Origin of the sequence: Methyloversatilis sp. XJ19-49 (assembly GCF_024580145.1) — a bacterium.
Classification (GTDB): domain Bacteria; phylum Pseudomonadota; class Gammaproteobacteria; order Burkholderiales; family Rhodocyclaceae; genus Methyloversatilis.
The window spans coordinates 54658-79246 of the sequence record NZ_JANINI010000008.1; the positions used below are offsets into that span (position 1 = coordinate 54658).

The 24589-nt window shown below is 62.5% G+C and carries 24 protein-coding genes and 1 tRNA gene; 20 read left to right on the top strand and 5 right to left on the bottom strand.

Annotation, left to right across the window (positions count from 1 at the left end):
- Positions 1–14: 14 nt before the first annotated feature.
- The 15 genes from NMQ16_RS10810 (at position 15) to NMQ16_RS10880 (ending at position 15141) form a co-directional block, all read left to right on the top strand.
- Positions 15–764, top strand: coding sequence for an ABC transporter permease (locus tag NMQ16_RS10810; RefSeq protein WP_257080688.1), 750 nt, complete (start codon positions 15–17; stop codon positions 762–764).
- A complete protein-coding gene (locus NMQ16_RS10815) occupies positions 764–1969 on the top strand; it encodes an ABC transporter ATP-binding protein (protein WP_257080689.1) in 1206 nt (401 codons plus the stop codon). The genes NMQ16_RS10810 and NMQ16_RS10815 overlap by 1 nt, the downstream gene beginning before the upstream one ends.
- Positions 1966–2814 carry an FkbM family methyltransferase gene (locus tag NMQ16_RS10820; protein ID WP_257080690.1) on the top strand — a complete coding sequence of 283 codons (849 nt, stop codon included), beginning with the start codon at positions 1966–1968 and terminating at the stop codon, positions 2812–2814. The genes NMQ16_RS10815 and NMQ16_RS10820 overlap by 4 nt, the downstream gene beginning before the upstream one ends.
- Positions 2815–2819: 5 nt before the next feature.
- Positions 2820–3554, top strand: a complete 735-nt coding sequence (locus NMQ16_RS10825) for a bifunctional 2-polyprenyl-6-hydroxyphenol methylase/3-demethylubiquinol 3-O-methyltransferase UbiG (protein WP_257080691.1) — start codon at positions 2820–2822, stop codon at positions 3552–3554.
- Positions 3555–3592: 38 nt separating this feature from the next.
- On the top strand, positions 3593–4243 hold the full coding sequence (locus NMQ16_RS10830) for a class I SAM-dependent methyltransferase (protein WP_257080692.1): 651 nt from the start codon (positions 3593–3595) through the stop codon (positions 4241–4243).
- A gap of 37 nt (positions 4244–4280) precedes the next feature.
- Positions 4281–5039 (top strand): hypothetical protein, encoded by a 759-nt coding sequence (locus NMQ16_RS10835; RefSeq protein WP_257080693.1) that lies wholly within the window; start codon positions 4281–4283, stop codon positions 5037–5039.
- Positions 5036–5863: a sulfotransferase gene (locus tag NMQ16_RS10840; RefSeq protein WP_257080694.1), complete on the top strand. Its 828-nt coding sequence runs from the start codon at positions 5036–5038 to the stop codon at positions 5861–5863. Before NMQ16_RS10835 ends, NMQ16_RS10840 begins: the two co-directional genes overlap by 4 nt.
- 10 nt (positions 5864–5873) lie before the next feature.
- Positions 5874–6818 (top strand): glycosyltransferase, encoded by a 945-nt coding sequence (locus NMQ16_RS10845; protein ID WP_257080695.1) that lies wholly within the window; start codon positions 5874–5876, stop codon positions 6816–6818.
- Complete coding sequence (locus NMQ16_RS10850; protein ID WP_257080696.1) at positions 6815–7807, top strand: glycosyltransferase family 2 protein; 993 nt, start codon at positions 6815–6817, stop codon at positions 7805–7807. Before NMQ16_RS10845 ends, NMQ16_RS10850 begins: the two co-directional genes overlap by 4 nt.
- Positions 7804–8721 carry a glycosyltransferase family 2 protein gene (locus NMQ16_RS10855; protein ID WP_257080697.1) on the top strand — a complete coding sequence of 306 codons (918 nt, stop codon included), beginning with the start codon at positions 7804–7806 and terminating at the stop codon, positions 8719–8721. Before NMQ16_RS10850 ends, NMQ16_RS10855 begins: the two co-directional genes overlap by 4 nt.
- Positions 8711–9589: an NAD-dependent epimerase/dehydratase family protein gene (locus NMQ16_RS19390; RefSeq protein ID WP_257080698.1), complete on the top strand. Its 879-nt coding sequence runs from the start codon at positions 8711–8713 to the stop codon at positions 9587–9589. Before NMQ16_RS10855 ends, NMQ16_RS19390 begins: the two co-directional genes overlap by 11 nt.
- A gap of 571 nt (positions 9590–10160) precedes the next feature.
- Positions 10161–11063: a sulfate adenylyltransferase subunit CysD gene (cysD, locus tag NMQ16_RS10865; protein ID WP_257080699.1), complete on the top strand. Its 903-nt coding sequence runs from the start codon at positions 10161–10163 to the stop codon at positions 11061–11063.
- Between the two features lies 1 nt (position 11064).
- Positions 11065–12795, top strand: coding sequence for a sulfate adenylyltransferase subunit CysN (gene cysN, locus NMQ16_RS10870; protein ID WP_257080700.1), 1731 nt, complete (start codon positions 11065–11067; stop codon positions 12793–12795).
- 58 nt (positions 12796–12853) lie between these two features.
- Positions 12854–13507 (top strand): class I SAM-dependent methyltransferase, encoded by a 654-nt coding sequence (locus NMQ16_RS10875; protein WP_257080701.1) that lies wholly within the window; start codon positions 12854–12856, stop codon positions 13505–13507.
- Positions 13508–13566: 59 nt separating this feature from the next.
- Positions 13567–15141, top strand: coding sequence for a sulfatase-like hydrolase/transferase (locus NMQ16_RS10880; protein ID WP_257080702.1), 1575 nt, complete (start codon positions 13567–13569; stop codon positions 15139–15141).
- On the opposite strand, the gene NMQ16_RS10885 is transcribed toward NMQ16_RS10880, so the two are convergent.
- The 3 genes from NMQ16_RS10885 to NMQ16_RS10895 all read right to left on the bottom strand — a co-directional run bounded on the left by NMQ16_RS10885 (position 15142) and on the right by NMQ16_RS10895 (position 17696).
- Positions 15142–15867 (bottom strand): cytochrome c biogenesis CcdA family protein, encoded by a 726-nt coding sequence (locus tag NMQ16_RS10885; RefSeq protein WP_257080703.1) that lies wholly within the window; start codon positions 15865–15867, stop codon positions 15142–15144.
- Positions 15864–16247, bottom strand: a complete 384-nt coding sequence (locus NMQ16_RS10890; RefSeq protein ID WP_257080704.1) for a thioredoxin family protein — start codon at positions 16245–16247, stop codon at positions 15864–15866. The genes NMQ16_RS10885 and NMQ16_RS10890 overlap by 4 nt, the downstream gene beginning before the upstream one ends.
- A 99-nt stretch (positions 16248–16346) precedes the next feature.
- Entirely contained in the window at positions 16347–17696 is a 1350-nt protein-coding gene (locus NMQ16_RS10895; protein WP_257080705.1) for an acetyl-CoA carboxylase biotin carboxylase subunit family protein, read from the bottom strand.
- 99 nt (positions 17697–17795) lie between these two features.
- Between NMQ16_RS10895 and egtD the strand changes: the two genes are divergently transcribed.
- Complete coding sequence (egtD, locus tag NMQ16_RS10900) at positions 17796–18764, top strand: L-histidine N(alpha)-methyltransferase (RefSeq protein WP_257080706.1); 969 nt, start codon at positions 17796–17798, stop codon at positions 18762–18764.
- Between the two features lie 9 nt (positions 18765–18773).
- Here egtD and senA read toward each other — a convergent pair whose 3' ends face one another.
- Positions 18774–20006, bottom strand: a complete 1233-nt coding sequence (gene senA, locus NMQ16_RS10905; RefSeq protein WP_257080707.1) for a selenoneine synthase SenA — start codon at positions 20004–20006, stop codon at positions 18774–18776.
- Here senA and senB point away from each other — a divergent pair.
- From senB to NMQ16_RS10925, 4 genes are all read left to right on the top strand, one after another.
- A complete protein-coding gene (gene senB, locus NMQ16_RS10910) occupies positions 20005–20997 on the top strand; it encodes a selenoneine biosynthesis selenosugar synthase SenB (RefSeq protein ID WP_257080708.1) in 993 nt (330 codons plus the stop codon). The two genes, senA and senB, sit on opposite strands and share 2 nt — an antisense overlap.
- Before the next feature lie 23 nt (positions 20998–21020).
- The gene (gene selD / locus NMQ16_RS10915) at positions 21021–22100 is read left to right on the top strand and encodes a selenide, water dikinase SelD (RefSeq protein ID WP_257080709.1); all 1080 of its coding nucleotides are present in this window, start codon (positions 21021–21023) and stop codon (positions 22098–22100) included.
- A gap of 100 nt (positions 22101–22200) precedes the next feature.
- Positions 22201–22285: transfer RNA gene (locus NMQ16_RS10920), tRNA-Leu, on the top strand.
- A gap of 143 nt (positions 22286–22428) precedes the next feature.
- Entirely contained in the window at positions 22429–23385 is a 957-nt protein-coding gene (locus NMQ16_RS10925; protein ID WP_257080820.1) for a tRNA-dihydrouridine synthase, read from the top strand.
- Between the two features lie 28 nt (positions 23386–23413).
- Here NMQ16_RS10925 and NMQ16_RS10930 read toward each other — a convergent pair whose 3' ends face one another.
- The gene (locus NMQ16_RS10930; RefSeq protein WP_257080710.1) at positions 23414–24550 is read right to left on the bottom strand and encodes a PHB depolymerase family esterase; all 1137 of its coding nucleotides are present in this window, start codon (positions 24548–24550) and stop codon (positions 23414–23416) included.
- Positions 24551–24589: the final 39 nt, after the last annotated feature.

The following is a 24589-nucleotide window of genomic DNA, read 5'->3' on the forward strand; positions in this document are numbered from 1 at the left end:
GCTGGGCGATTGCCTTGTCGGCCATCCGTCTGCAGAGCCGCAAGCATCTGCTGGGTTACAGTTGGGAAATCCTGACCCCGGTGCTTTACGCGGTGTGCTTCCTGGTCGTCAAGCGGGGCTTGTCCGATCAGTCTTCGGGCGCCGATCACCTGGTGGATGTGCTGCGGGCCTTCATGGGTATCACGCTTCTGCAGTTCTGGTTTCGGCTGCTGCAGGACATGTCGGGCCTGATCCGGACGCGACGTTCGCTGCTGCGGGGCTTGAACGTTTCCGAGCAGCCATTGGTGCTGGCTGTCCTGTTCGAAGCGTTGTTCGGCCTGTGCCTCCGTGTTGTCACCGTTCTAGCAGCCATGCTTTTTCTCGGACTGCTATTTCCGCCCGACGGAGTGTCTTGGTTGTGGGTGCTGCTCAGCCTGCTGAGCGTGGCGCTCAGTGCGGCAGCGCTCGGCTTGAGCCTAGCACCGTGGGCGGCGTTGTATCCGGACGTCAACAAGGCCATCGGCTCCTTCAACCTTCCGCTGGTGCTGCTGTCACCGGTGTTCTATCCAGCCACCCAGAATGCGGACTCGCTGCTGTACTGGGTGAATTGCATCAATCCGGCGGCGCCGGTGCTGGCCACCTTGATGGATGCCATCGCGGGCAGGCCGCCCACTTATCAGGTGGCGCTGGTGGTCTGGACGCTGGTGGCGGTGGTGCTGCTCGTGTTGTCGGCTCGGCAGCTCAAGGCGCAGGTGCCTATCGTGCTTGAAAGGCTGGGGGCCTGATGGATCTGTTGCTCACGGTTGATAACGCCGGCAAGAAATATTCCCGCGATTTCAAATCTTCGCTCCGGTCCGGTGCGCGAGGGCTCATGCGCAGCTACCTGAGGGAACGGTCTGGAGAGACGAAGGGGGCGACGCTCGATGTACAGGAGTTCTGGGCGATTCGCGATGTGTCGTTTGAACTGCGCCGAGGCGAAGTTCTCGGCATTCTTGGTCAGAACGGTGCCGGCAAGAGCACGCTGCTCAAGTGCATTGCCGGTAAACTCAAGCTGGACACGGGGCGGGTCGAGCTGAACGGTCGCATCGGTCATCTTCTCGAAATGAGCGCAGGTTTCGAGCCGGCGCTCACTGGGCGCGAGAATGTCCGCATGCGCGGCCGTCTCATGAACCTGGTCGGCAAGGAACTTGACCATTATGTCGAAGAGGTGGCCGACTTCGCCGAGCTCGACGAGTTCTTCGATTCACCGGTGCAGTTCTACAGCTCGGGCATGCGGTCCCGGCTTGGCTTTTCCGCGTCTTCCGTAATGAAGCCCGATGTGCTGATTCTCGACGAAGTATTGGCGGTCGGTGACCTGAGTTTTCGTCTGAAATGTTACCAACGCATCAATGAAATGACTCGGGAAGCTGCGGTGCTCTTTGTCTCTCACTCATTGGGACAGGTTTCACGGATGTGTAACAGAGGTATCTTCCTGCAAAAGGGGCGCGTCATTCACGACGGCAATATCCAGCAGGCAATTGCGCTGTATCAGGAGCGACTCGGGGATATCAATGAGAATGGCAAGCGGCACACACTGAATGCTGAACTCGTCGATCTTGTCCTTTATGTTTCAAACAGTCCTCTCAGGGAGGGCCAGCGAGTTTCATATGGCGAACAGCTCGCGCTTGCCATCAACATCTCCAGGTTGCCCAAAGGCATACAGGTTCGTATTTTGTTGAAGGAAGTGACCAGCAACGTCTTGATGGAGTGGAATTCCACTCGAAGCGATATCGAATGGCCGGCCGATCCTGGCTGGTTGATGGCCGATATCGGGAACGCTGAGTTCAACCCCGGTGCATATTCGTTGTCTGTCCTCATTTCCAGCAGTGATGGCCTCGATCAGCTTTGTCTTTCCGATTCCGTGAGCTTCCGTGTGACCGGCGAGCTTTTCCTCGGAAGCGCGCTTCAGCGGCTTGCGCGTTGGACATTCTTGGACAAGGTGGAAGAATGAATATCTTTTGTGCCCTTCGTTCAAAGTTAACACGATACGGAGCTGCCGCCGTTCGAAAATCCGGAATCACTCGATCTGAAGCTGACTGCGCAAGAACAGCCCTGATCATCGGTGGCCATGAAATCGAACTTCGACTCGATAACAAGCACGAAATTGCTTATCTCGATAAATCGAGATCGGGAATCGATGATGTCGATGTCGCTGTTGCGCATCAACTGTTGCGTCCCGGTGACCTCGTACTCGATCTGGGAGCGAACATCGGGTATGTTTCACTCCATTATCTTGCGCAAGGAGCCCGGGAAGTCCATGCGTTTGAACCAAGTCCCGAGATTTTTTCTCGCCTCGAATCTCTCCGGGCCCCCGGCTTGCACAGCTACAACCTGGCGATCGGCGATCGCTTGGGACAGGGTGCGCTGATCCTTTCCTCGTCGCATCACCAAGGATCTACACTTTATCCGGAAGTCGTCGAGATCCGGCCGAAAGTATATGGAGAGCACCCGGCTTCTGTTCTTGTCGAGATACGCACGATTGATGATTTATTTCCCTTGCTCCGGTTCGATTACGTCAAGGTCGATATCGAAGGAGGAGAGCTTGACTTCGTGCGCGGCGCGGTCCGCATGCTTAAGGAACGTCCCCCTCGGGTGTTGTCACTTGAAATCAAGCCCGAGTTTCGCACCGAATATCTTGCCGCGCTCGAGTCCTATTTTTCGTGTGTTCGACGGGTTGATTATGATCGGAATTCCGGGCGAATCAGGTTCATGGAGGTAGACGCGGCTAGCGTGGGGCCATTCCTGAATAGTCCTCCGAACTACATCTTTTCAAATGACGAAAGTATTTTTCGCTGACGATCATGAATATACTTTCGTTTTTCCGCAAGCAGCGTTTCGAAGGAAGCAAATCCAGGGTCCGTGAGGAAGGGGACTCGGGGGCTATGATCGCTTCCGGATTCCTGCAGCTGGTCGTGCCGAGAAGCGCGAAGGATTTTAAGGTTCTGAACGAAGGGGCGTACTCGCCGCATGTAGATATGGTTGGCAGGGATGCTGCCTTTCGCTTCATCCGGGAAGCCGCTGCTCCCGGTAAGTCCTTTCTTGACGTCGGCGGCCGGAAGGGGGAGCGCAGGGCGCTTGCAGAAGGCTATGAGTATCGCGTGATGGATATCGATCCAGGATGGAGCGATGCAATCGTCGGTGATATCTGCAGTTGTGCCCATGTTTCGACCGATTCGTTTGATATTGTTTTTTCAATGAATCTTCTTGAACACGTGGCTGATCCCTGGGCTGCAGCCTCCGAGATGGTGAGAATTGCGCGGCCCGGTGGTCTCGTTGTTCAGATCGTCCCTTTTTCGTGGCGCTATCATCCGTTTCCGGAGGATTATTGGCGCTTCTCTCACTCCGGACTCCGTCTGCTTTTCGAGAAGACTGGAACGGTTGAGACGCTACTGTCCGGATATGATGCGGAAATGCGAAGGAAAGATCAGCGCGGCGGCTCATTGCCCGATAATCTCGACGTTCCTCCCATCGATGAACTAGGTGGGTGGCGAGAACATTGGCATGCCTTGTGGGTCGGTCGGAAAATTGGACGGTAGATTGTCAGGAACATTGATTCAATTTTTTGGAAATCAAAATGGTAACGGGGATTGATCGACCGGGTGCGCTCGACAAGGCATTCGAGTTCATCTATAAGTCGGAAACAAGCGGCGACTATTTCGAATTCGGCGTGTTTCAGGGTGTTTCTCTTGCGCGCGCCGTTCGTTCAGATCTTCACTGGCGCAAGAAGACCGGCCGCGCTCATGTCAGTCGATTCTTCGGTTTCGATTCTTTTCGCGGTCTGCCTGTGTTTTCCGACGCTGACCAGCTCGAGGGTTACGCGGTCTTCCAACCCGGACAGTTCGCCGACACGGACAGCCGCACTGTGTATGCGCTGATCGAAGGCGAGGGTGTCCCGGTCGATCGGGTGTGTCTGATTCCGGGTTTTTTTTCGGACAGTCTCGTTGCTGAGTCCACGACGACGCAGCTCGCCGGTTCAGACGTTGCCATTGCCCATATCGATTGTGACCTTTACAGCTCGGCCAAGGAGTGTCTCGATTTCCTGGGTCCGCGACTGGTCGACGGAGCCGTGCTGCTCTTCGACGACTGGTTCTGTTATCGCGGACGTCCGGACCGAGGTGTGCACAAGGCATTCGATGAGTGGCGTATGCATAATCCACATTTTGTTTCGGATTTTTTCAACTACAGCTGGGCAGGCCGTGCGTTCATCGTGAATCTGCCGCTTTGATTTCGTCTCATCGCTGTTCCTGTTCTCCGGATATCTGATGCCAGACATTCAAGTTTCTGTCCCGCCCTCGCCCTCGGCTACCGTCATTCATGACGGTATCGTCTTTCCTCTTTCGGTGCTGCATGTATTGCTTGCGCAGGGTGCCGCGGCCGAGGTCCGTCGACGCTATGAAGGGGAAGGTGATGTGTTTGCGACCATTCTCGAGAATCGCGCCTTTCAGGAAGAGTTCATTGCTTCCTATCTGGAAGCCAATCGCGTTTTCTTTACTGCCATCAAGTCTTGCCTTCCCGCAACTTGTCGCAGCATCCTTGATATCGGCTGCGGCATCGGTTTGATTGACTTGCTGCTGTACCGCTGCTGCGGTGCCGAAAAGCCGGTGATCTACCTGTTTGACAAGTCGGTCGACCTGAGCAGTATTCAGACCGCGCCGACAGGCTTCAATCAGACCTACGTTTTCACGGCATCGCTGGAGGTGACGGCGGAATTCCTGGCGCTGAACGGTGTTGCCCCCGGCGACCTGCGGCTGTGTGAGGTCGGGAATTGGTCGATTGCCGCGTGTCGGCCAGTGGATTTCGTTTTTTCCCGCAAGTCCTGGGGGTTCCATTACCCGGTTTCGGAATACGTTGATGACGTGGCCGATTCATTGTCCGACGACGGTGTCGTGGTCACGGATGTGCGACTGGGGCAGGGAGGCGAGCGCCTTTTGCTCGAAAGGTTCACGGATGTGCGCCCCTTGCAGGAGGCAGCGAAGAGTGCCCTGATGCTGGCCAGACATCCACGACCGAGGGCCTCATGAAGAATGGGGTCTTGCTGATAGGCGGCAGCCCGCGCAGCGGTACGACCGCCGTGCTTCAGGTTCTCAACTCGGCGCCTGGCGTATTCATTTCGTCGGAAGAGAATCTGTTGAAGAGCGTGCAGGTTCTCGAAAAGCTGCTCGACACCCGAACCCGCCGGGCCAAGGCCCTGCAGAACGGAATGCGCGAACTGTCGCCGCGCGAGACGCTTACGCTTGACTCGATACACAGCCACAATTTCGATCGTTCGGCCGTATGGCCGACGCTGCACTTCATCTATTCACATCATCACGCGCAACTGCATCCCGGCGCGGCACTGCAACTCTGGGGCGACAAGCTGCCGGCCTACGCGCGTGAGATCGATCAGGTGCTGAGCCTTCCCGGAGTGCGTTACCTGCACGTCACGCGTAATCCGCTCGATGTCGTCAACTCGATGCTGCGCCGGCTCGAGGCGGCGCGCCTGGGACGGGACTGGTGGAAATCCATCACCGATTTCGACGCGATGCTCGAAGCCTGGGTCGCGGCCTTTCAAGCGATCGAGCAGGTCGAGGCGCGGCACGATGTTCTGCATCTGCACTATGAGGATTTGGTCTTCGACTTCGAGCGCAGCGTCTCGGGGTTGAACGGTTTTCTGCATGCAGACTTCGACTTCCGCAATGTGCTGGTCGACGAGCCCGCCAAGCACTTCGACCGAAGCCAACTGTTGCCCGAGATGGTGCGAAGGATCGCCGCGCATTCGTGCGTGCAACGCTATGTAGAGCGTGTCCGGCCACGGATGGCGCGCATTCCGCACGCAGCATTCGCGCTTGCGCCGTTGCTTTCATGAGACGACGTTGATGGATGCCAGCGTGCACGCGCCGAGTGTTGTCGAGGTCGAAGGTCCCGTGCGCGTGTTCGTTGCCTGTACGGAGGCTGAATTGCTGCCCATGCGCGTGCTCGAGTTCTCGATCCGCGCTTCTGCTTCGCTGCCCGTAACGCTTGTTGCACTCCATTCGCAGGGCCGCGAGATTCCGATGCCTGCCGATCTTGTGAACCGGCCGCGCACGCCATTCTCGTTCCAGCGCTTCCTTATCCCCGAACTTTGTGGGCACGCCGGCCGCGCCATTTATCTTGATGCGGATATGCTGGTGTTCTCCGATATTGCCGAACTCTGGTGTCAGGAATTTCATGATCACGATCTGTTGACGGTGATCGAGGAGGACCATGGGCGCCGCGGGCAGTTCAGTGTCATGCTCCTCGACTGTGCAGCGCTGGACTGGCGGATCGAGAGCATCGTCGCCCGCCTTGACGCCGGCGAGTTGGACTACGGCGCACTGATGTACGACATGCGGGTCGCTCGAAGTGTAGGTCGCGTGCTTCCCGCAGGCTGGAATGCTCTTGAACGATATAGTCCGGGCGATACACGTCTGCTCCACTACACCGACATGAACTCCCAGCCATGGGTGTCCTGCGCCAATCCGCAGGGTCACTTGTGGGTAACCTGGCTCCGTCGTGCCATTGCCGACGACTTCATCCCGCGTGCCAGCCTTGCGCAGATGGTGACCTGCGGGCATGTCCGTCCATCGCTACTCGTGCAGATCGACGAGGGTATTGACGATCCATTGGCATTGCCCGCGTCGATGCGAGCACTCGATCGCGGATTCGTTGCGCCCTACAAGCAAATGAATACCGGCAAGGCCCGGCCGTGGACGACACCTGCTGCGGCTGTTCGCGCATTGCTGCGGCGACTGTATTTCCATACTCCGTTTGCGCGCAGATCGAGGCGCAAGGATTCGATGTGACGACAGTTGCCGTGGTCATCGTGACTTGGAACGCCAGCGGGCTGCTGGGTAGCGTGCTCGACGCACTCGATACGCAGACGTTTCAGCCTCGTCGCATTTTGGTAATTGACAACGGTAGCGCCGATGCAGACCGGCTTGAGGCGGTCGTCCGGGGCCGCGCGCTTTGCGAGCTGGTTCTGTCGCCCGAAAATCTCGGCTTTGCCGCAGCCAACAATCTTGCCATTTCACGCTGCAGTGACGTCGAGTACGTGGCTCTGCTCAATCCGGACGCGTTTCCCGCGCCTGGCTGGCTGCAGGCACTTCTCCGTTCGGCCAGCGAGAATCCGTCGTGCGCCAGCTTTGCAAGCCGGATGCTCGATCATGGTAATGCCTGCAGGCTGGATGGTGCCGGTGACGTTCTGTCGGTCAGCGGAAAGCCTGCCCGACGGGGGCATGGCGGCGCCGCCGCAGCTCGCTTTCTGGTCGAGGAGGAGGTTTTCGCGCCGTGCGCGGCTGCGGCGCTTTATCGCCGCTCTGCTTTGATGGAGTGCGGTGGTTTCGATGAGAATTTTTTTTGCTATCTCGAAGATGTCGACCTCGGCTTCAGGCTCCGATTGGCCGGATACGGTTGCCGCTACGTCCCCGACGCGATCGTGCGACACATTGGTTCCGCATTGACCGGGCGGCGAAGTGATTTCGCGGTTTATTACGGGCATCGAAACATCATCTTCAATTATGTTAAAAACATGCCTTCCACATTGTTCTGGCTTCTTTTACCTTTGCATCTTCTGATGAACTTCGCCTATCTGGCTGCTGCGATGCGCTCGGGGCAGGCGGCGGTCATGATGCGAGCCAAGCGCGACGCAGTGCGGGCGCTGCCGGCCGTCTGGGTGCAGCGTAAGGCGATACAGCGCGTGCGCAGGGCGAGCGTGCGGGACGTCTGGATTGCACTCGACAAGTCACTTTTCCCAGGGGCCGGATTCCGTGTGTCCCGGCAGTCCGCGCGATGACGACGCCCGTAGTGTTGCCTGGTCGGGACGACTTATCTGTAGTCATCGTCAACTACAACGCCGGTTCGCTGCTCACGGAGTGCGTGCGTGGCGCACTGGCAGGCTCTCGCAAGGTGCTGGTGGTCGACAACGATTCGACGGACGGCAGTCTGGTCGAGTGCGAACGCGAGTTCGGCAGCGACCCCTACTTTGGTTGCATCCGAAACGGGTACAACGCAGGATTTGCCGCAGCCTGCAATGTGGGTCTGCGGGCCTGTTCTACCGAGTACATCCTCTTCCTTAATCCGGATTGCAGCCTTGAGGCTGGGGCGATCGCGAGAATGCTGGAAGTTTTCGCAGAGCAGTCCCACGTCGGGATGGTTGGTGGGCTCTTGCTCAACGAGGATGGAAGTGAGCAGGGCGGCGGGCGTCGTGCAGTGCCGACTCCCTGGCGGTCGTTGGTGCGCATGACCGGACTGAGCCGTTTCTCGTCGCGCTGGCCGAAGCTATTCTTCGACTTCTATCTGCACAAGCAGCCACTGCCCTTGGCTCCGATCGACGTCGAGGCGATTTCCGGCGCATGCATGCTTGTCAGCAAAACCGCTGTCGACGATGTTGGCAACTGGGATGAGGGCTACTTCCTGCATTGCGAGGATCTGGACTGGTGCATGCGCTTCCGCCAAAGGGAGTGGCGCATCGTGTTCGTGCCGACGGCGCGCGTTGTTCACGCACTTGGGGCATGCAGCCGTAATCGCCCTATCTTTGTTGAGTGGCACAAGCATCGCGGCATGATGCGGTTCTACCGAAAGTTTTTCCGCCATCAGTATCCAGGTCTTCTCATGTGGATTGTGGCCGTCGGCGTCTGGACACGATTTGCCCTGCTGGCGTCGGTTCATTTCATCCGTGGTCTCCGTGGGAGAGTAGGTGATCGCTGAGAGGATTACAGTCGCAGTTCTGGGTGCGCGTGGACTGGTTGGCCCGATACTGCTCGAAAGTCTGCGCGAGCAGGGTTGCGGGATCCGTGCCTATTCGCGCAGCGCGCAGGTGTGTGAGATCGAGTCCGTGGCGTGGCGACCGACCGCGGAACTCAATGTCGCTAACGTTGACCGGGTTGAAGTATGGTTTTGCCTCGCGCCGATATGGATACTTCCGGAGTATCTGGCAACCGTGCTTGCGAGCGGAGCCAAGCGTGTGGTTGCCGTATCCTCGACGAGCCGGTTTACGAAGCTTGATTCTTCCGATCCACGTGAGCAATTGACCGTGAAGCGGCTTATCGACGGCGAGCGTGCGTTGATCGCATGGGCGGAGAGCAATGGCGTCGAATGGGTCATCCTTCGCACGACGCTGATCTACGGTTTCGGACGAGACAAGAATGTGGGTGCCGTAGCCGCCTTCATAAGGCGTTTCGGGTTCTTTCCTCTACTGGGTTCCGCGCGCGGGCTGCGCCAACCGTTACATGCCGAGGATCTTGCGCATGCAGTCGTCGCGGCTGGGTGGTCGCCCGCCGCTGCAAGGCGTTCCTACGACCTGTGTGGCAAAGAGAGGTTGACTTACCGGACAATGATCGAACGCATCTTTATTGGAATGACGCGACGGCCGCGGTTAGTCAAGGTGCCGCACTGGATTTTCCGGTGCGTGGTGTCAGCGTGGTCGGTGGCTCGTCCAAGGTCAACGTTGTCGTTTGGTATGGTGGAGCGGATGAATGTCGATATGGTTTTCGACTACAGCGATGCTGTCCGCGATCTAGGATTTTCGCCCCGTACGTTTGCACCAACTCCCGATGATCTGAAGAGCCCTTCCTGATTCATCAGAAGCTGTATCCCTAGAGTTGCAACTTCTTTGCGTGATGCACCTGCATGACTTATTTGGCTGCTCCGCCTCCGTTAAAGGTCACGGCGCGCGCCGTCTATGTCCAAGGAACCGCGCAATGTTTGAGCAAGCCGTGCAGCAGGCGCGCGAGTCCGGCAGAGTCATGTTGCAGATAATTAGACGTGGAACTGGCGACAATCCAGTAGCCGTCGATTGGCAGGTCGTAGTGCAGGTGACCTCGGGGCCGGACTGCCTCATTCGCGGATAGCCAAGTTAGGGTTGGGGTGGCCGCGGCGGCAAGCAACGAGCCGAAGCGCATACGCAGAGACGGAGTGTCCGGTGGCTCGCGGACTGCGTCCATGCAGATATGCGGTCTGCGGGCTGACTGGATACCCTGCTTCAGGGGCAATCTGGTCGCTCGAATGAGCCGATCCAGCAGCCTGTATGGCCCTGCAAATCGCGCAGCCGTACCCACGGGCACGCGCGCAATGTAAAATCCTGGTCCTTCCGCGTCAGCCAGCCTCTTCGGGCCGATGCGCAACCCTGCTTCTCGGTTTTCATCACGATGACTACATTGACCCACCTGCAGCGGCTGGAAGCCGAGAGCATCCACATCATGCGTGAGGTGGTGGCCGAGGCCGAAAACCCGGTCATGCTCTATTCGGTCGGCAAGGACAGCGCGGTGATGCTGCACCTGGCCGCCAAGGCCTTCTACCCGTCGGTGCCGCCGTTTCCGCTGCTGCACGTCGATACCACGTGGAAATTCAAGGCGATGTACGAATTCCGCGATGCGATGGCGCGCAAGCTGGGCATGGACCTGCTCGTGCATATCAATCCCGATGCCAAGTCGCGCAACATCAACCCGTTCGACCACGGGTCGGCGCTGCACACCGATCTGTGGAAGACCGAAGGCCTGAAGCAGGCGCTGGACAAGTACAAGTTCGACGCCGCATTCGGCGGCGCACGTCGCGACGAAGAGAAGTCGCGCGCCAAGGAACGCATCTTTTCGTTCCGCACCGCGCAGCATCGCTGGGACCCGAAGAGCCAGCGCCCGGAGCTGTGGAAGCTGTACAACGCGCGCAAGCATCCGGGTGAGTCGATCCGAGTGTTCCCGATCTCGAACTGGACCGAGCTCGATATCTGGCAATACATCCACCTGGAAAACATTCCCATCGTGCCGCTCTATTTTGCCGCGGAGCGTCCGGTGGTCGAGCGCGACGGCACCTTGATCATGGTCGACGACGAACGCATGCCGCTGCGCCCGGGCGAGGTGCCGCAGATGAAGAGCGTGCGCTTCCGTACGCTGGGTTGCTATCCGCTGACCGGCGCGGTCGAATCGACCGCCGCGACGCTGACGGACATCATCCAGGAAATGCTGCTGACGACGACCTCGGAGCGGCAGGGCCGCGTGATCGACCACGATTCGACCGGCTCGATGGAAAAGAAGAAGCAGGAAGGGTACTTCTGATATGGCACACGTTTCCGACCTGATCGCCGAAGACATCGGTGCCTACCTCAAGCAGCACGAGCACAAGAGCCTGCTTCGCTTCATCACCTGCGGCAGCGTGGACGACGGCAAGAGCACGCTGATCGGCCGCCTGCTGTACGAATCGAAAATGCTGTTCGAAGACCAGCTGGCCGCGCTCGAAGCCGATTCGAAGAAGGTCGGCACGCAGGGCGGCGATCTCGACTTCGCGCTGCTGGTCGATGGCCTGTCGGCCGAGCGCGAGCAGGGCATCACGATCGACGTGGCCTACCGTTTTTTCTCGACCGACCGGCGCAAGTTCATCGTCGCCGACACGCCGGGCCACGAGCAATACACGCGGAACATGGTGACCGGCGCCTCGACGGCCGACCTGGCGATCATCCTGGTCGACGCCCGTCACGGCGTGCAGACGCAGACGCGCCGCCACAGCTTCCTGGTGTCGCTGATCGGCATCAGGCGCGTGGTGGTCGCCATCAACAAGATGGATCTGGTCGGCTTCTCGCAGGACGTGTATGACCGCATCGAGCGCGACTACCGCACCTTCGCGGCGCAGATCGGTCTGAACGACATCCTGTGCATTCCGATGTCGGCGCTCCGGGGCGACAACATCACCGACAAGAGCGATCGCACGCCCTGGTATGCCGGCCCGACGCTGATGGAGCACCTGGAAACGGTACCGATCGATGACATCCAGACGAGCGGTCCGTTCCGTCTGCCGGTGCAGTGGGTCAATCGCCCCAACCTCGACTTCCGCGGCTTCTCCGGACTGATCGCTTCGGGCACCGTGCGCCCCGGTGACCGCATCCGCGTGCAGCCGTCCGGCCGCGACAGCACGGTCGAGCGCATCGTCGTTTCGGGCGGCGATCTGCCGGAAGCGGTGGCCGGCCAGTCGGTCACGCTGACGCTGACCGACGAGATCGACTGCAGCCGGGGCGACGTCATCGTCGCGGCGGCGCAACCGTCCGGCGCCGGCGACAGTTTCGACGCCACGCTGGTGTGGATGAGCGACGAAGCGCTCGCCACCGGCCGCAGCTATCTGATGAAGAGCGGCACGCGCACCGTCGGCGCCACCATCAACGCGATCGAATACCGCGTCAATGTGAACACGATGGAGCGCGGCGAAGCGGCGGCGCTGGCGCTGAACGAAATCGGCCGCGTCGCGCTGGTGACCGACCGCCTGATCGCGTTCGACCCGTATGAAACGGTGCATGACACCGGCAGCTTCATCCTGATCGACCGCCTGAGCAACAACACCGTCGGTGCCGGCTTGCTGCACGGCGCGCGCAGCAAACCGCGCGATCTCGGCTGGACTCAGCTCGGCACCGGCCGCGCCGAACGCGCGGCACTCAAGCAGCAGTCGCCGTTGCTGCTGTGGGCGGGCGAGGGCGTAGACGCCTGCCGACTTGAGCAGAAGCTCATGTCGATTGGACGGCACACCATCGTGCTGCCGGCGGCGACGGCGGACTTCCTGCGGATTGCAGGCATCCTCCTCGATGCCGGCCTCATCGTGGTGGTGGATGCGGATTCCGGCCAGCCACCGAGCCTCGGTGCAGTCGTCCCTGCGGGCGAGCGAGTCGAGGTGAGGGTCGTTTCCGGGCAGGGGCAGCCACTGCTCGATGTGGATGGCAGCATGCTGACGATTTCTTCAAGCACGCAGGAAGAGGAAGTCGAACAGATCGTGGAAACCCTTCGCCGCGCCGGACGTCTGAGTTGAAAACGGGCGGGCACATTGCGCTGCCCAGCCCTTCCTCTCCAGCGGTATCCGACCTGCAATGAACGTCCGATCACCTGCCGGCCTGCCCGACGAAGCGGTTCGCATCGCTTCCATCGAAAAGTATCGCCATCGGGCCGCCGGCTATGACGCGACGTGCGGCCCGACCTGGCCGATCCGCGAACGGACGATCAACCTGCTCGACCTTCGGCCCGGACAGGCCGTTCTCGACGTCGGTTGCGGCACCGGGTTGAGCCTTGCACGTTTGCGCGAGTGCGTGGGTGAGGCGGGCCAGATCCATGGCTTCGACCAGAGTCCGGACATGCTGAAGCAGGCGCGCGAACGCGTTGCGGCTGCCGGCTGGCAGAACGTTCACCTGCATGAAACGCCGGCTCAGGGGCTGTTCCTGCCGGCGCCTGTCGACGCGCTGCTGTTCCACTACACACACGATGTACTGCGCTCGGCGTCTGCCGTCGAGCGCCTGCTGGCCTGCGCCCGGCCAGGCGCGGCAGTCGCCATCGCAGGCATCAAGTACTTTCCGCTCTGGCTGGCGCCGCTGAACATCTGGGTCTACTTCAAGAACCATGGCTACAACGGGGCGCCGGGCGAACTGCGCTCGCCCTGGGACCGCATCGCACCCCGACTCGATGGCTGGCGGCTGACGCCGACGCAATACGGCATGGGTTACATCGCATCCGGGCGCGTCCGGGCGTGATCACTTCTGCCTTGCCTGCGTGGCGTCGCGGGGCACAGGCCGCCCTCGCGCTGCTGCTGTTGAATGCCCTCCTCAGCTTCAACAACGTGTGGCCCACGCCAGCCATCGTGCCCGACCATCGGCTGGCGCCGGAATTCGTCGGCCTGTGGCTCAGCCTGCTGTTCGTGGTTGCCAGGTGGGGGGCGCCATCGCCGCGCGTCCTGGCCGGATTCACCGTGGTGTTCATGCTGCTCGTGCTCGGGCGCTACGGCGACGTCACCGTACCCGCCCTGTTCGGGCGGCCGGTGAATCTCTACTGGGACGGGCAACAGATTCCGCGCTTTCTGTGGGTGTCTGCGCAGAATCTACCGTGGTGGATGAGCACGGGAGCCGTCGCCGCGGTCGTGCTGCTGGTGTATGCGATCTATCGGCTGTTCGGGTTGCTGATCCGGATCGCTGTGCGCGATGCTGTCCCCTACGCGCTGCGGACGCGATGGGCGCAACTCGTCACGGCACTGGCTGTCCTGCTGGTGACAGCCAACATCGCCGGTGTGCGCGCCACCTGGCCCGTCGTGTCGCGCGCCATCGTGCCGACCTACGTTCGCCAGGCCACGCTGCTGACAACCATCTTCACCGAGCAGCGTGTCGAGCAGACCCTGCCACGCGCCCACGCAATCGATGCCGCACTTGCGGCGCTACCCGGCACTGCACTGGCAGGGCTGCGTGGCAGCGATGTCTATCTGATGCCGCTCGAATCCTACGGCGCGGTGGTCTACGACAACCCCGAGGCAGCAGCCCGCCTGAAGCCAGCGCGCGAGCGACTGGCGGCCGACATTGCTGAAGGAGGCTTCAGCGTGGTGTCTGCCTTCATGCGCTCGCCGACTTTCGGCGGTGCATCGGATCTTGCGCAACTGGGCATGCTGTCGGGGCTCGACCTTACCGATCCGCTGCGCCACGATCTGCTGCTGACTACGGATCGGCCGACTCTGATCACGCTGTTCCGCGCCAACGGGTACCGGACGTTCGGCTTCTACCCGGCTCTGTTCTGGGACTGGCCGGAGCGCGTGTTCTACGGCTACGATCAGTTCGTGGAAGGCCGCGATCTCGATTACCCCGGACCGGAATTCGGCTACTGGAAAATTCCCGACCAGTATGCCGCCGCGCGTTTCGAGCAGTTGTTCCCGCGTGATGCCGACTCGCCGCCGCGTTTCGTGTTCTTCCCGACGATCACCTGTCATCTTCCGTTCAGCCCTGTGCCGCCCCATCAGTCCGATCCGCGGAAACTGCTCGGTGACACTCCGTTCGATGCGGAAGACAGCGCGCGTGCGCTGGCCGTGAAGCCGGACTGGCTGAACATGTTTCCGGGCTACGTGGAAATGGTCGAATACACCTATCGCTGGCTCGGCGACTATCTGCGCCAGCCGCAGCCGCGCGGGACGGTCTACATTCTGGTCGGCGACCACCAGCCTGCGTCCAATGTGAGCGGCGAAGGTGCCTCATGGGACGTGCCGGTACATATCGTGTCGCGCGATCCGGACCTGCTCGCACGCTTCGCCGCGCAGGGTTTCCACGCCGGGCTGGAACCGCCACGCGAGCCGCGCGGCGGTCTGCACGACCTGACCACGATGATGCTGCGCGCGTTTGCACAGCCGTGATCAGAACATGACGGTCGTACGGACCCAGCCGTCCGGCAGCAGATTCAGTACAGCGGCTTCGAGCTGCTTGTCCCAGCCCATCAGCACCGCCAGACCCGCAAGCAGGATGAGCAGACCGAACCCCTTCTTGATGTGGTCGATGTGTGCCAGCACCCAATTACGCGACCGCATGAAGCCGGCCCGGGACGCATACGCGAAGCCGACAAGCGGCGTTGCTGCGCCGAGGCCGAACAGGCCGAGTATCAATGCACCGCGTGCGGCGCCGCCTTCACTCGCGACCAGCGTCAGTGCCGAAGCCAGCAGCGGTCCGGAGCAGGGGCTCCACACCATGCCGAGTACCGCGCCGAGCAGAAAGCTGCCGCGCAGCGAGCCGGCATCGACGCGATTGCTCGCCTGCTGCGCAGTGGCGGCGATCGGACTCATCAGCAGACTGAAGCGGTCGCTCAGCGCCGGCACCAGCATGACGATGCCGAAGGCGATCAGCAGCCAGGCGCCGGCGGTGCGTATGAGATCGCCGTCCAGCCCGAGTGCATCGCCGAGCACGCCGACCAGCACGCCCAGCAGCGCAAACGACGCAACCATGCCGAGTCCCATCGCCACCGGTGCCAGACGGTTCGCCTGTACGGCACCGCCCACCACCAGCGGCAGAATGGGGAACACGCAGGGCGACAGGGTCGTCAGGCTGCCAGCAGCCAGCGCCAGGCCGAACTCGGCGGCGGAACTCACAGACCGGCCTGCAGCGCGGCGCGGATCTTTTCGATGTCAGTGTCGCCGGCGAGTCGGGTTTTTTCCTGTTCGCCCTTGAATACGATCAGCACCGACTGGCTGCGCACCTTGTACTGCTTCTTCAGGTCCTTCTCTTCATCGTAATTGGCGATGAGAACGGTGATGTCCAGACCCTTTTCGGCCTTCAGCGCATTGAGTGCCTTCTCCTGCGTCTTGCAGGTGGAACACCATTCCGCGTGAAAGTGCACGGCCACCGGCTTGCCGGCCTGTTGTGCGGCGCCGAGTGCAGCCGCCGTATAGGGCTGGATATCGAGCGCATGGGCCAGACTGGCGGCGAGGGAAAGAGCGGCGATTGCGGTGAAGCGGATGAAGCGGTTCATGCGTGTCTCCTTCGGTTGAGTCGAACAACCAGAACGGACCGCCGCATCAGCGGATTGCTTACACCGCGTGTCGAAGTGACCTTCAGTCAGTACGTGTGGTCAGGCAACTTCGCGCGTGCTCGAGCCGCTTTCCCGCTCGAGGCGAGCATCGTCGGCGTAGGGCACGGGCCAGCCCAGCATGCGGCTGGCGGCTTCGGCCCGTACCTGGAGTTGCGCTGCATCCGGCGCGCCCAGATGCACGATGCCGTAGCGGTGGCTGCCGGTCCATTTCAGATCGCGTCGCAGGCTGTATCCACTGCGGCCGAAAGCGAAAAGCAGTCCGTCGGGAAAGTGCTGCTGCCAGGCGCTACGCAAAGTCCGGTCCGGCATGGCGGGCAGGCCGTCAGCGTCGAAGGCGCGATAGACGAGACTGGCAGCCGCGCAGGCGGTCGGATCTTCGCGGCGCAGCAGTCGCGGGTCTTCGCCGAGCGCCAGCGCCAGCGACCAGGCGTGCGCATCGATGCCCTGAACGCGGCGATACAGATCCGAGAACTGCGAAGCCAGACGGGGATTGCATTCGATGACGGTCAGACGATCGGTAGCCGCGTCGTAGAAGAATTCCAGATTGAAGAAACCGAGCGAATAGCCTATCGCGCCGAGAAAGCGCCGCGCGACGTCAAGTGCGCGCGCCTGCACCGATTCCGGCAGGCGACTCGGCACCTCCCAGCGCATGAAGGCCTGGGTGCCCGGATACATGATCGCGTCGACCACGCCCAGTGCATGCACCTGTCCGTCGAATACCCAGCCATCAAGGTTGAATTGCGGTGTGCCCGGATCGACCGGCGCTTCGAGCAGCAGGCGATGCGCGCTGCCAGCCTGCGGCAGCCGTGCCCGGCACACACGATCGAAGGGCTCGACCAGATGCCGGATCACCCACAGCTCCCGCCAGTCGAATCGGGTATGTGCCTGCAGCGCTGCCCGACTGCCGACCTCGCGTGCGAGTACCGAAAAAGCCGCCTTGACCGGTTTTACATACACCGGATACTCGAACCCGCCGGGCAGATGTTCCGGGACTGGTTCGCCGTAATCCAGATCGAGCCCGGCAAAGGCCAGGCAGGCTTCGGGCGCAACGTTTTCGAGCACCCGTCTGGCATGCAGCTTGTGCTGCGCGGCCAGAATCGCCTCGGGTGGCACGCCGGGGAGGCCGAGTTGCTCAGCCACCATGGCGGCAGCCAGCGCGCCGAATGGTTCGTGATGCGACAGCACTGCCAACCATCCGCAACGCCTCGCGCGGTCGGCGGTACGGTCGGCGAATCGATCGAAATCGAAACCGATCAGCCGCAGATTGTCCGGAAAGGAAAACAGGTCGAAACCTCCGCGGTAGAACTTGTGGCGCGAGGCGTGCCGCTCGAAGCCGATGCGGTCCCAGTCGTAGGCGAAGAGCAGACCGATGCGGCGGATTGGGGGCATTAATCGTCCAGTGAGCAGTGCGTGCGGCCAGCCGATGATGAAGGCGCAGCGTGCGATATGCTGCGCCCGACCGACAAATATAAAGGCTGCGTTACGACCATGATGCGAACACCGCGTTTCATCCAGTTGCAGCCGATCGACGATACCTTGCGGCTGGACGATGTGCTGGCCGGGCTGATGCAGCCCGTGGCGTCGGTGTCTCCCAAATACTTCTACGATGTGCTCGGTTCGCGTCTGTTCGAGGCGATCACCGCGCTGGACGAGTACTACCCGACGCGCACCGAAGCGGCGATATTCGGCGCGCACGCGTCGGACATGGCACACCGCTTCCGCGCACATGCCGGCACCGCCTTCGACCTGATCGATCTCGGTGCCGGCAGCTGTGCCAAGGCCGCAGCGCTTTTCGATGCCTTCGCACCGCGCCGCTATGTCGCGATCGACATTTCCGCCGATTTTCTCCGGCAGTCGATCGAATGTCTGCAGCGCGCGCATCCGGCAATGGACATGCTGGGTGTCGGCTGCGACTTTTCGGCCTGCCTTGATCTGCCGGATACCCTGTACGAAGGCCCTGCGCTGGTGTTCTACCCGGGTTCCAGCATCGGCAATTTCGCACCGCCGGATGCCCGTCGTCTGCTCGCCGAAGCCTGTACGGCCGCGCGTGGCGGTGGCCTGCTGATCGGGGTCGATCTGGTCAAGGACACTGCGGTGCTTGAAGCGGCATATGACGACGCGCTGGGTGTGACGGCGGCCTTCAACCTGAATGTGCTGCGTCACCTGAATCGCGTTGCGGGCACCGACTTCGACGTCTCTGGCTGGCGGCACGTCGCACGCTTCGACGGTGCGGCATCGCGCATCGAAATGCATCTCGAGGCACGTCGTGCGGTGACCGTGCGCTGGTCGGGCGGCGAGCGGCGCTTTGCCGAAGGCGAGCGCATCCACACCGAAAATTCGTACAAGTGGACACCGGCCACATTCGAGACGCTGCTGCACGAAGCCGGATTCTGCGAGGTGTCGTGCTGGATGGATGCGCAGGCCCGCTTCGGCGTCTTTCTGGCGCTGCCGGCGTGAGCCATGCATTCAGCCCGCTGCACAGGTCCTGAAGCCGGCCGGCACGTCGTCGCGCTCCGGGCGGAAGAAGTTCCGGTAGCGCGGGTGATGCATGCGCGGCTGGGTCATGAACGACGCCCCGCGCAGCACGCGCCGGTCGCCGAACCAGGGCGCCGAATAGTCGCGATAGGGATGCGGCGTGAAGCCGGGGTAGGGCAGGAAGGTGCTGGCCGTCCATTCCCATACCTGCCCCCATTCGAATGCGGCAGGCTCGGCAACGGCAGCGCGCTCCCATTCCGCTTCGGTGGGCAGCCGCCGGCCGGCCCATCGGCACCACGCTTCGGCTTCGTAGGCGCTGACATGACTGACGGCATGATCCGGATCGATCTCGAACCAGCGGCCATACAGAAGCTGTTCCCAGCCACCCGCGTGCCGACGCAGATAGCGCGGATGCCGTCGGTCCTGAGCGGTCTTCCAGCGCCAGCCGGCATCGCTCCACCAGCGCGCGTCCTCATGCGCACCGCTGTCGACGAAGGGCAGGTAGTCCCGCCAGGTGACAACGGTCCGGTCGATTTCGCAGGCCGGCATGCCGACCGGGTGGGCCGCGCACTCGTTGTCGAAGGCAAAGCCGGTTCCGGAATGTCCGAGCATCCAGATGCTGGCTGGAAAGTGCAGGGCGTCGCCTGTCTGCCCACGTGCGATAGCCACGGGCCGCCAGCGTGCGTCGTCGATTGCGATGCCGAGCTGCTGCGCCATGTACAACGCAGCTTCGTGATGCATGTCTTCGTGCAGCAGTGCGAGGCGAAAGAAATACAGCGCTTCATCGTGTTCGGGCGTCTGTTCGAGCAGCGCGATCACGTCATCGAGCTGGGTCTTCAGGTCGTCGAGCGTGGCGGCTGCGTCGGGCAGCGCAAGCCCCGGCCGCAGGGCATGCGCCACGCGACTCGAATCGAACAGTGCATCGGCGTCGGCGCGGGCGGCCGGCAGCCGTGCCGCGTCGGGATCGGCGCGCCAGCCGAGCGCGCGCTGCGGGTTGCGTGATGTCCACCAGGTCTGGAACCATCCGATGTGTCCCAGCTCCCACAGGGGCGGGTTCAGGGTTTCGTGAAACGGAATGCGCAGATCCGGAAAGGCACGCCGGTATTCGGCGAAGCGCGCCAGCGTGTCGGCACGACTGTCCTGCAGTGCCTGAATCAGCAGCGCCCTGCCGCCGTAGCGGGCGCCGGTCGATGACTGCACAACATTCATGACGGAAAGCTCCATGTCGCGTCTCAAGATGGTGATCGTCACGCCGGCGCTGGCCGATGCCAACAACGGCAACTGGCGCACCGCGCGGCGTTGGGCGTCGATGCTGCGCGACCGTTGTGAGGTGCATCTGACCGGCGCGTGGAACGACGGTGACGAAAGCGTGATGATCGCGCTGCACGCCCGCCGCTCTGCCGCGTCGGCTGCCGCGTGGCGCGCGCGCCATCCGGAGCGGCCGCTGATCGTCGTGCTGACCGGTACCGATCTTTACCGGGATATCGCGACCGATGCGTCTGCCCGCCACTCGCTCGACATCGCCGACCGGCTGGTCGTGCTCAACGCGCTCGGTCCGCGCTCGCTGCCGGATTCGCTGAAGCCGCGCTGCCGCGTCGTGCTGCAGTCCTGTCCCTCGCGCATACGGCAGGCACCGCCGACGCGTTACCTGCGCGCGCTGATGATAGGTCACCTGAGAGCCGAAAAGGCGCCGGACGTGCTGTTCGACGCCGTGCGCGAATTGGCGGCACGGTGCGATATCCGCATCGACCACATCGGCAGTGCGCTCGATCCGGAACTGGGCGAAGCGGCTGGCCACCTGATGGTCCAGTACCCCGCTTACCGCTGGCTGGGCGGGCTGTCGCATGACGCCACCCGTCGTCGCCTGCAGCGCGCCAGCGTGCTGGTACACCCGAGCCGCATGGAAGGCGGCGCGCACACGGTGATCGAGGCGATCCGCAGCGGCGTGCCCGTGCTGGCGTCGCGCATCGACGGCAATGTCGGCCTGCTCGGTGCGGATTACGATGGTTACTGTGCTCCGGGTGACGCACATGCGCTGGCAGCGCTTTTGGCACGTGCGCGCGACGACGCCGACTGGCTGGCGCATCTGGCGTACCAGTGCGACACGAAGGCAGCGCTTTTTTCGGCCCAACACGAACGCTCGGCGCTGCATGCGCTGATCGACGAATGTCTGGCATCCTTCGACGCACCCCCGACGGCAATGCCGTCCCGATGAACCGCTTTCCCCTGGACTCCACCATGAGCACTGCACAGACATCCGCCACCGAGCCCCGCCTGACATCGCTATCGCACGGCGGTGGGTGTGGCTGCAAGATCGCGCCGGGCGTGCTGTCCGACATCCTGAAGGGCATGCCCGCGATGCCGATGCCGCGCGAACTGATGGTCGGCATCGAAACGGCCGATGACGCCGCCGTGTATCGCCTCAATGACGAACAGGCGCTGATTGCGACCACCGATTTCTTCATGCCCATCGTCGACGACCCGTACGACTTCGGACGCATCGCGGCGACCAATGCGATCAGCGATGTCTATGCCATGGGCGGGCGCCCCATCATGGCGCTGGCGCTGGTCGGCATGCCGATCAATGTGCTGTCGGTCGCGACCATCGGGCGCATCCTCGAAGGCGGCGCCAGCGTATGCCGCGACGCAGGCATCCCGGTGGCCGGCGGTCACACCATCGATTCGGTCGAAGCCATCTACGGGCTGGTTGCGCTGGGGCTGGTTCACCCGGAGCGCGTACGCCGCAACGCCGATGCCCGACCGGGCGACGTGCTGGTGCTGGGCAAGCCGCTGGGCGTCGGCGTCATGTCGGCTGCGCTGAAGAAGGGCGCACTCGACGACGCGGGCTACGCGCAGATGATCGCGACCACGACGAAGCTGAATACGCCGGGCCCTGATCTGGCGGCGCTGCCGGGCGTGCATGCACTGACCGATGTGACCGGCTTTGGTCTGGCCGGTCATGCGCTGGAACTGGCGCGTGGTGCGAAATGCGATGTGCGCATCGACTGGTCGGCCGTGCCTTTGCTCGGCGGTGTGCGTGCGCTGGCGCAGGGCGGCTTCGTCACCGGCGCTTCGGGTCGCAACTGGGGGGGCTACGGCGCGCACGTCGGGCTGCCCGACGACTTTGCCGCAGAGGACAAGGCCTTGCTGACGGATCCCCAGACCAGCGGCGGTCTGCTCGTATCATGCGATCCAGCCAGTGTCGGCGCCGTCCTGGCCATCTTCCGCGATCACGGATTCGGACAGGCAGCAGTCGTCGGCGAGGTGCTGGTGGCCGCTGGCGCGAGCGCGCAGCTTCGGGTACGCGTATCGCATTGACACCACGTGCAGGGCGGGCTATCGGCCATGATCACGTGCCGTGATACCTTCGCCGGCGCTGCGTCCGGTGTTCGTCTGTTCTGAACACCGATGTCCATCCGCCCGGATGGTGAAACTGGTAGACACAAGGGACTTAAAATCCCTCGACGCAAGTCATGCGGGTTCGATTCCCGCTCCGGGCACCACAAAAGCGCATGAGCGTTCGCATCACCTTGAGTCGCGTGATGCAGCGATAATCGTGTTCCTTTCACCGTCCCGCGCCCTGCTGGCGCGACCGGCCCGCATGTCTGTCCCGTCGTCCGCCTCTCCTCGCTTGCTGCTCGCGCCAATGGAAGGCTTGCTCGACGCACGCCTGCGTGCAGTCGTCACGCAGGTGGCGCACTACGACTGGTGCGTGACCGAATTCGTCCGTGTCACCAATATGCTGCTGCCGGCACGCGTCTACACGCGCGTTGCGCCCGAACTGCTCGCACAGTCGACAACGGCCGGTGGTGTTCCGCTGCGCGTTCAGTTGCTCGGCTCGGATCCGGCCTGCCTCGCCGACAACGCCGACCTGCTGGCGCAGTTGCATCCGGCGGGCATCGATCTGAATTTCGGCTGCCCCGCGCCGACGGTGAACCGCCATCGTGGCGGCGCGGTGCTGCTCGACGAGCCCGAACTGCTGTTCGAAATCGTCCGGGCAGTGAGCCGTGCGGTGGCCGGCCGCGTACCCTTCACCGCCAAGATGCGGCTCGGCGTGAATGACACCGGGCGCGCCATTGAGGCGGCGCAGGCGCTGGCCGATGGTGGCGCGCAGATGATTGTCGTGCATGCCCGCACCAAGGCCGACGGTTACCGTCCGCCGGCGCACTGGCCGTGGATCGCGCGCATCGCCGAATCGGTGAAGGTGCCGGTGATCGCCAATGGCGAAATCTGGACGGTGGCGGATTACCTGCGTTGCCGCGCGGAAAGCGGCCTCGGTGACGTGATGCTCGGTCGCGGCGCGGTGGCCGACCCGCTGCTGGCCGAACGCATCCGCCGGCACATCCGGGGTGAGGCGGCGACCGCGCCGGCGCAGGACTGGCTGCAGTTCGCGCCGCTGCTGGCCGAGTATTGGCAGCGCGTGCTCAGCCATGTGGAAGCGCGGCACGCAGCCGGCCGGCTCAAGCAGTGGCTGAACCTTCTGCGCCGTACCTATCCTCAGGCTGAGGCGCTGTATCAGCAATTGCGGCCGGTGCGCGCAAACGACGAGCTCGAGCGCCTCTTGCTGGCCGCTGTTGCACCGGCGCCGGCGTTGGCGGCCTGAATCCTTCGTCTGCCCCGGGCGGTGTCGCCTATTCAGGCTTGCCCAGCTTGTCCACCATATTCATCAGCGTGCGGATCTGCGGCGCATCGCGCGTGGCATAGCCATAAAGATCGGTCGGCGTGGTGTAGCCCCACCAGTCCCAGCAGCCCATCGGATTGCCGACACTGTCCCAGTTGCCACGTTCAAGCGGCTGGATGGCGTCGACCCGCGGAAAAAGCAGTACCAGACGCAGCGGCCCCGCCCACCGTATGTAGCCCCCCCCTTCGGTGAAAGCCTGGAAAGCTTCGTCCGTCATGCCCTGCTGGCAGCCATGCAGCGCGACATGGATGCCGCACTTTTCGTCCCGGCAACGCTCGGGCACGAAGACATGAGCCGATTCGGCCAGGCCCAGCATGCGCATCGCAGCGTCCGGATCAGCCATACCGGGTGTGACCGGCACATAGTCGGCCTGACGCAGCGCGTACCACTGGCCGGCGCCGTCGTCCGCCCGCGCGCGCGGCTTCTTGTAAAGGCTGCGCAGCATGAAGCCGGCAGCGTCGAAATCACAGCCGCTGACGAAATCCTCGTCGCTGACATCGCATGCACCCTGCGCCGGATCGTTCGTCGGCAGGGTATGCGGCGTGGCGCGCGGCTCGCCGCGCACGATCAGGCCATTGAAGTGCAGGAAGAAGGCGTGCTGCGCTGCCGACGCCTTGGCGCCGACCACGCGGTCCTCGCTGCCGCGGTATTCCCAGATGCGCTGGCCGCCCATGTTCGCGACCGGGTCGATGCGATCACGCTGCGCCAGCTTCTTCGTGTCGGCGATCAGGTCCTGCACCTCGATGTCGCGCTCGCCCGAACTGAACAGCGACAGCCCGAACATCGGTCCGAACAGCTCGCGCAACCAGGTGCGGCCCAGCGTCAGACAGTCATTGGTCGCCTTGGTGACGAAACCTTGTGCGCACAGATACGGCGGCCCGGACACGATGCCGATGCCGCGCACCCGCGACGAATGCGCCACCCCCAACTGCACCGCCATGGCGGCACCGGACGACAGACCCGAGACGGTGAAATGCCGTTGATCGAGGTTGAGCGGCGGCGGTGAATCAAGCGCCCGTGCGAGCGGTGAGAGGAGAAGTGCGATGAGTGCTCCGAGCACCCGGATCTTTACAGCAGTGACAGGCATGAAAACGCTCCGGCTTCGTTCAAGTCACAGTATGCGCAT

What these genes read in the sequence shown, in the direction of transcription:
- NMQ16_RS10835 (WP_257080693.1), top strand. Translation starts at nt 4,281, where the DNA reads ATGCCAGACATTCAAGTTTCTGTCCCGCCCTCGCCCTCGGCTACCGTC.
- NMQ16_RS10845 (WP_257080695.1), top strand. Translation starts at nt 5,874, where the DNA reads ATGGATGCCAGCGTGCACGCGCCGAGTGTTGTCGAGGTCGAAGGTCCC.
- NMQ16_RS10930 (WP_257080710.1), bottom strand. Translation starts at nt 24,550, where the DNA reads ATGCCTGTCACTGCTGTAAAGATCCGGGTGCTCGGAGCACTCATCGCA.
- NMQ16_RS10830 (WP_257080692.1), top strand. Translation starts at nt 3,593, where the DNA reads ATGGTAACGGGGATTGATCGACCGGGTGCGCTCGACAAGGCATTCGAG.
- NMQ16_RS10890 (WP_257080704.1), bottom strand. Translation starts at nt 16,247, where the DNA reads ATGAACCGCTTCATCCGCTTCACCGCAATCGCCGCTCTTTCCCTCGCC.
- senB (WP_257080708.1), top strand. Translation starts at nt 20,005, where the DNA reads ATGTCGCGTCTCAAGATGGTGATCGTCACGCCGGCGCTGGCCGATGCC.
- egtD (WP_257080706.1), top strand. Translation starts at nt 17,796, where the DNA reads ATGATGCGAACACCGCGTTTCATCCAGTTGCAGCCGATCGACGATACC.
- senA (WP_257080707.1), bottom strand. Translation starts at nt 20,006, where the DNA reads ATGGAGCTTTCCGTCATGAATGTTGTGCAGTCATCGACCGGCGCCCGC.
- NMQ16_RS10855 (WP_257080697.1), top strand. Translation starts at nt 7,804, where the DNA reads ATGACGACGCCCGTAGTGTTGCCTGGTCGGGACGACTTATCTGTAGTC.
- NMQ16_RS10820 (WP_257080690.1), top strand. Translation starts at nt 1,966, where the DNA reads ATGAATATCTTTTGTGCCCTTCGTTCAAAGTTAACACGATACGGAGCT.
- NMQ16_RS10825 (WP_257080691.1), top strand. Translation starts at nt 2,820, where the DNA reads ATGAATATACTTTCGTTTTTCCGCAAGCAGCGTTTCGAAGGAAGCAAA.
- NMQ16_RS10815 (WP_257080689.1), top strand. Translation starts at nt 764, where the DNA reads ATGGATCTGTTGCTCACGGTTGATAACGCCGGCAAGAAATATTCCCGC.
- NMQ16_RS10895 (WP_257080705.1), bottom strand. Translation starts at nt 17,696, where the DNA reads ATGCCCCCAATCCGCCGCATCGGTCTGCTCTTCGCCTACGACTGGGAC.
- NMQ16_RS10925 (WP_257080820.1), top strand. Translation starts at nt 22,429, where the DNA reads ATGGAAGGCTTGCTCGACGCACGCCTGCGTGCAGTCGTCACGCAGGTG.
- cysN (WP_257080700.1), top strand. Translation starts at nt 11,065, where the DNA reads ATGGCACACGTTTCCGACCTGATCGCCGAAGACATCGGTGCCTACCTC.
- NMQ16_RS10840 (WP_257080694.1), top strand. Translation starts at nt 5,036, where the DNA reads ATGAAGAATGGGGTCTTGCTGATAGGCGGCAGCCCGCGCAGCGGTACG.
- selD (WP_257080709.1), top strand. Translation starts at nt 21,021, where the DNA reads ATGAGCACTGCACAGACATCCGCCACCGAGCCCCGCCTGACATCGCTA.
- cysD (WP_257080699.1), top strand. Translation starts at nt 10,161, where the DNA reads ATGACTACATTGACCCACCTGCAGCGGCTGGAAGCCGAGAGCATCCAC.
- NMQ16_RS10875 (WP_257080701.1), top strand. Translation starts at nt 12,854, where the DNA reads ATGAACGTCCGATCACCTGCCGGCCTGCCCGACGAAGCGGTTCGCATC.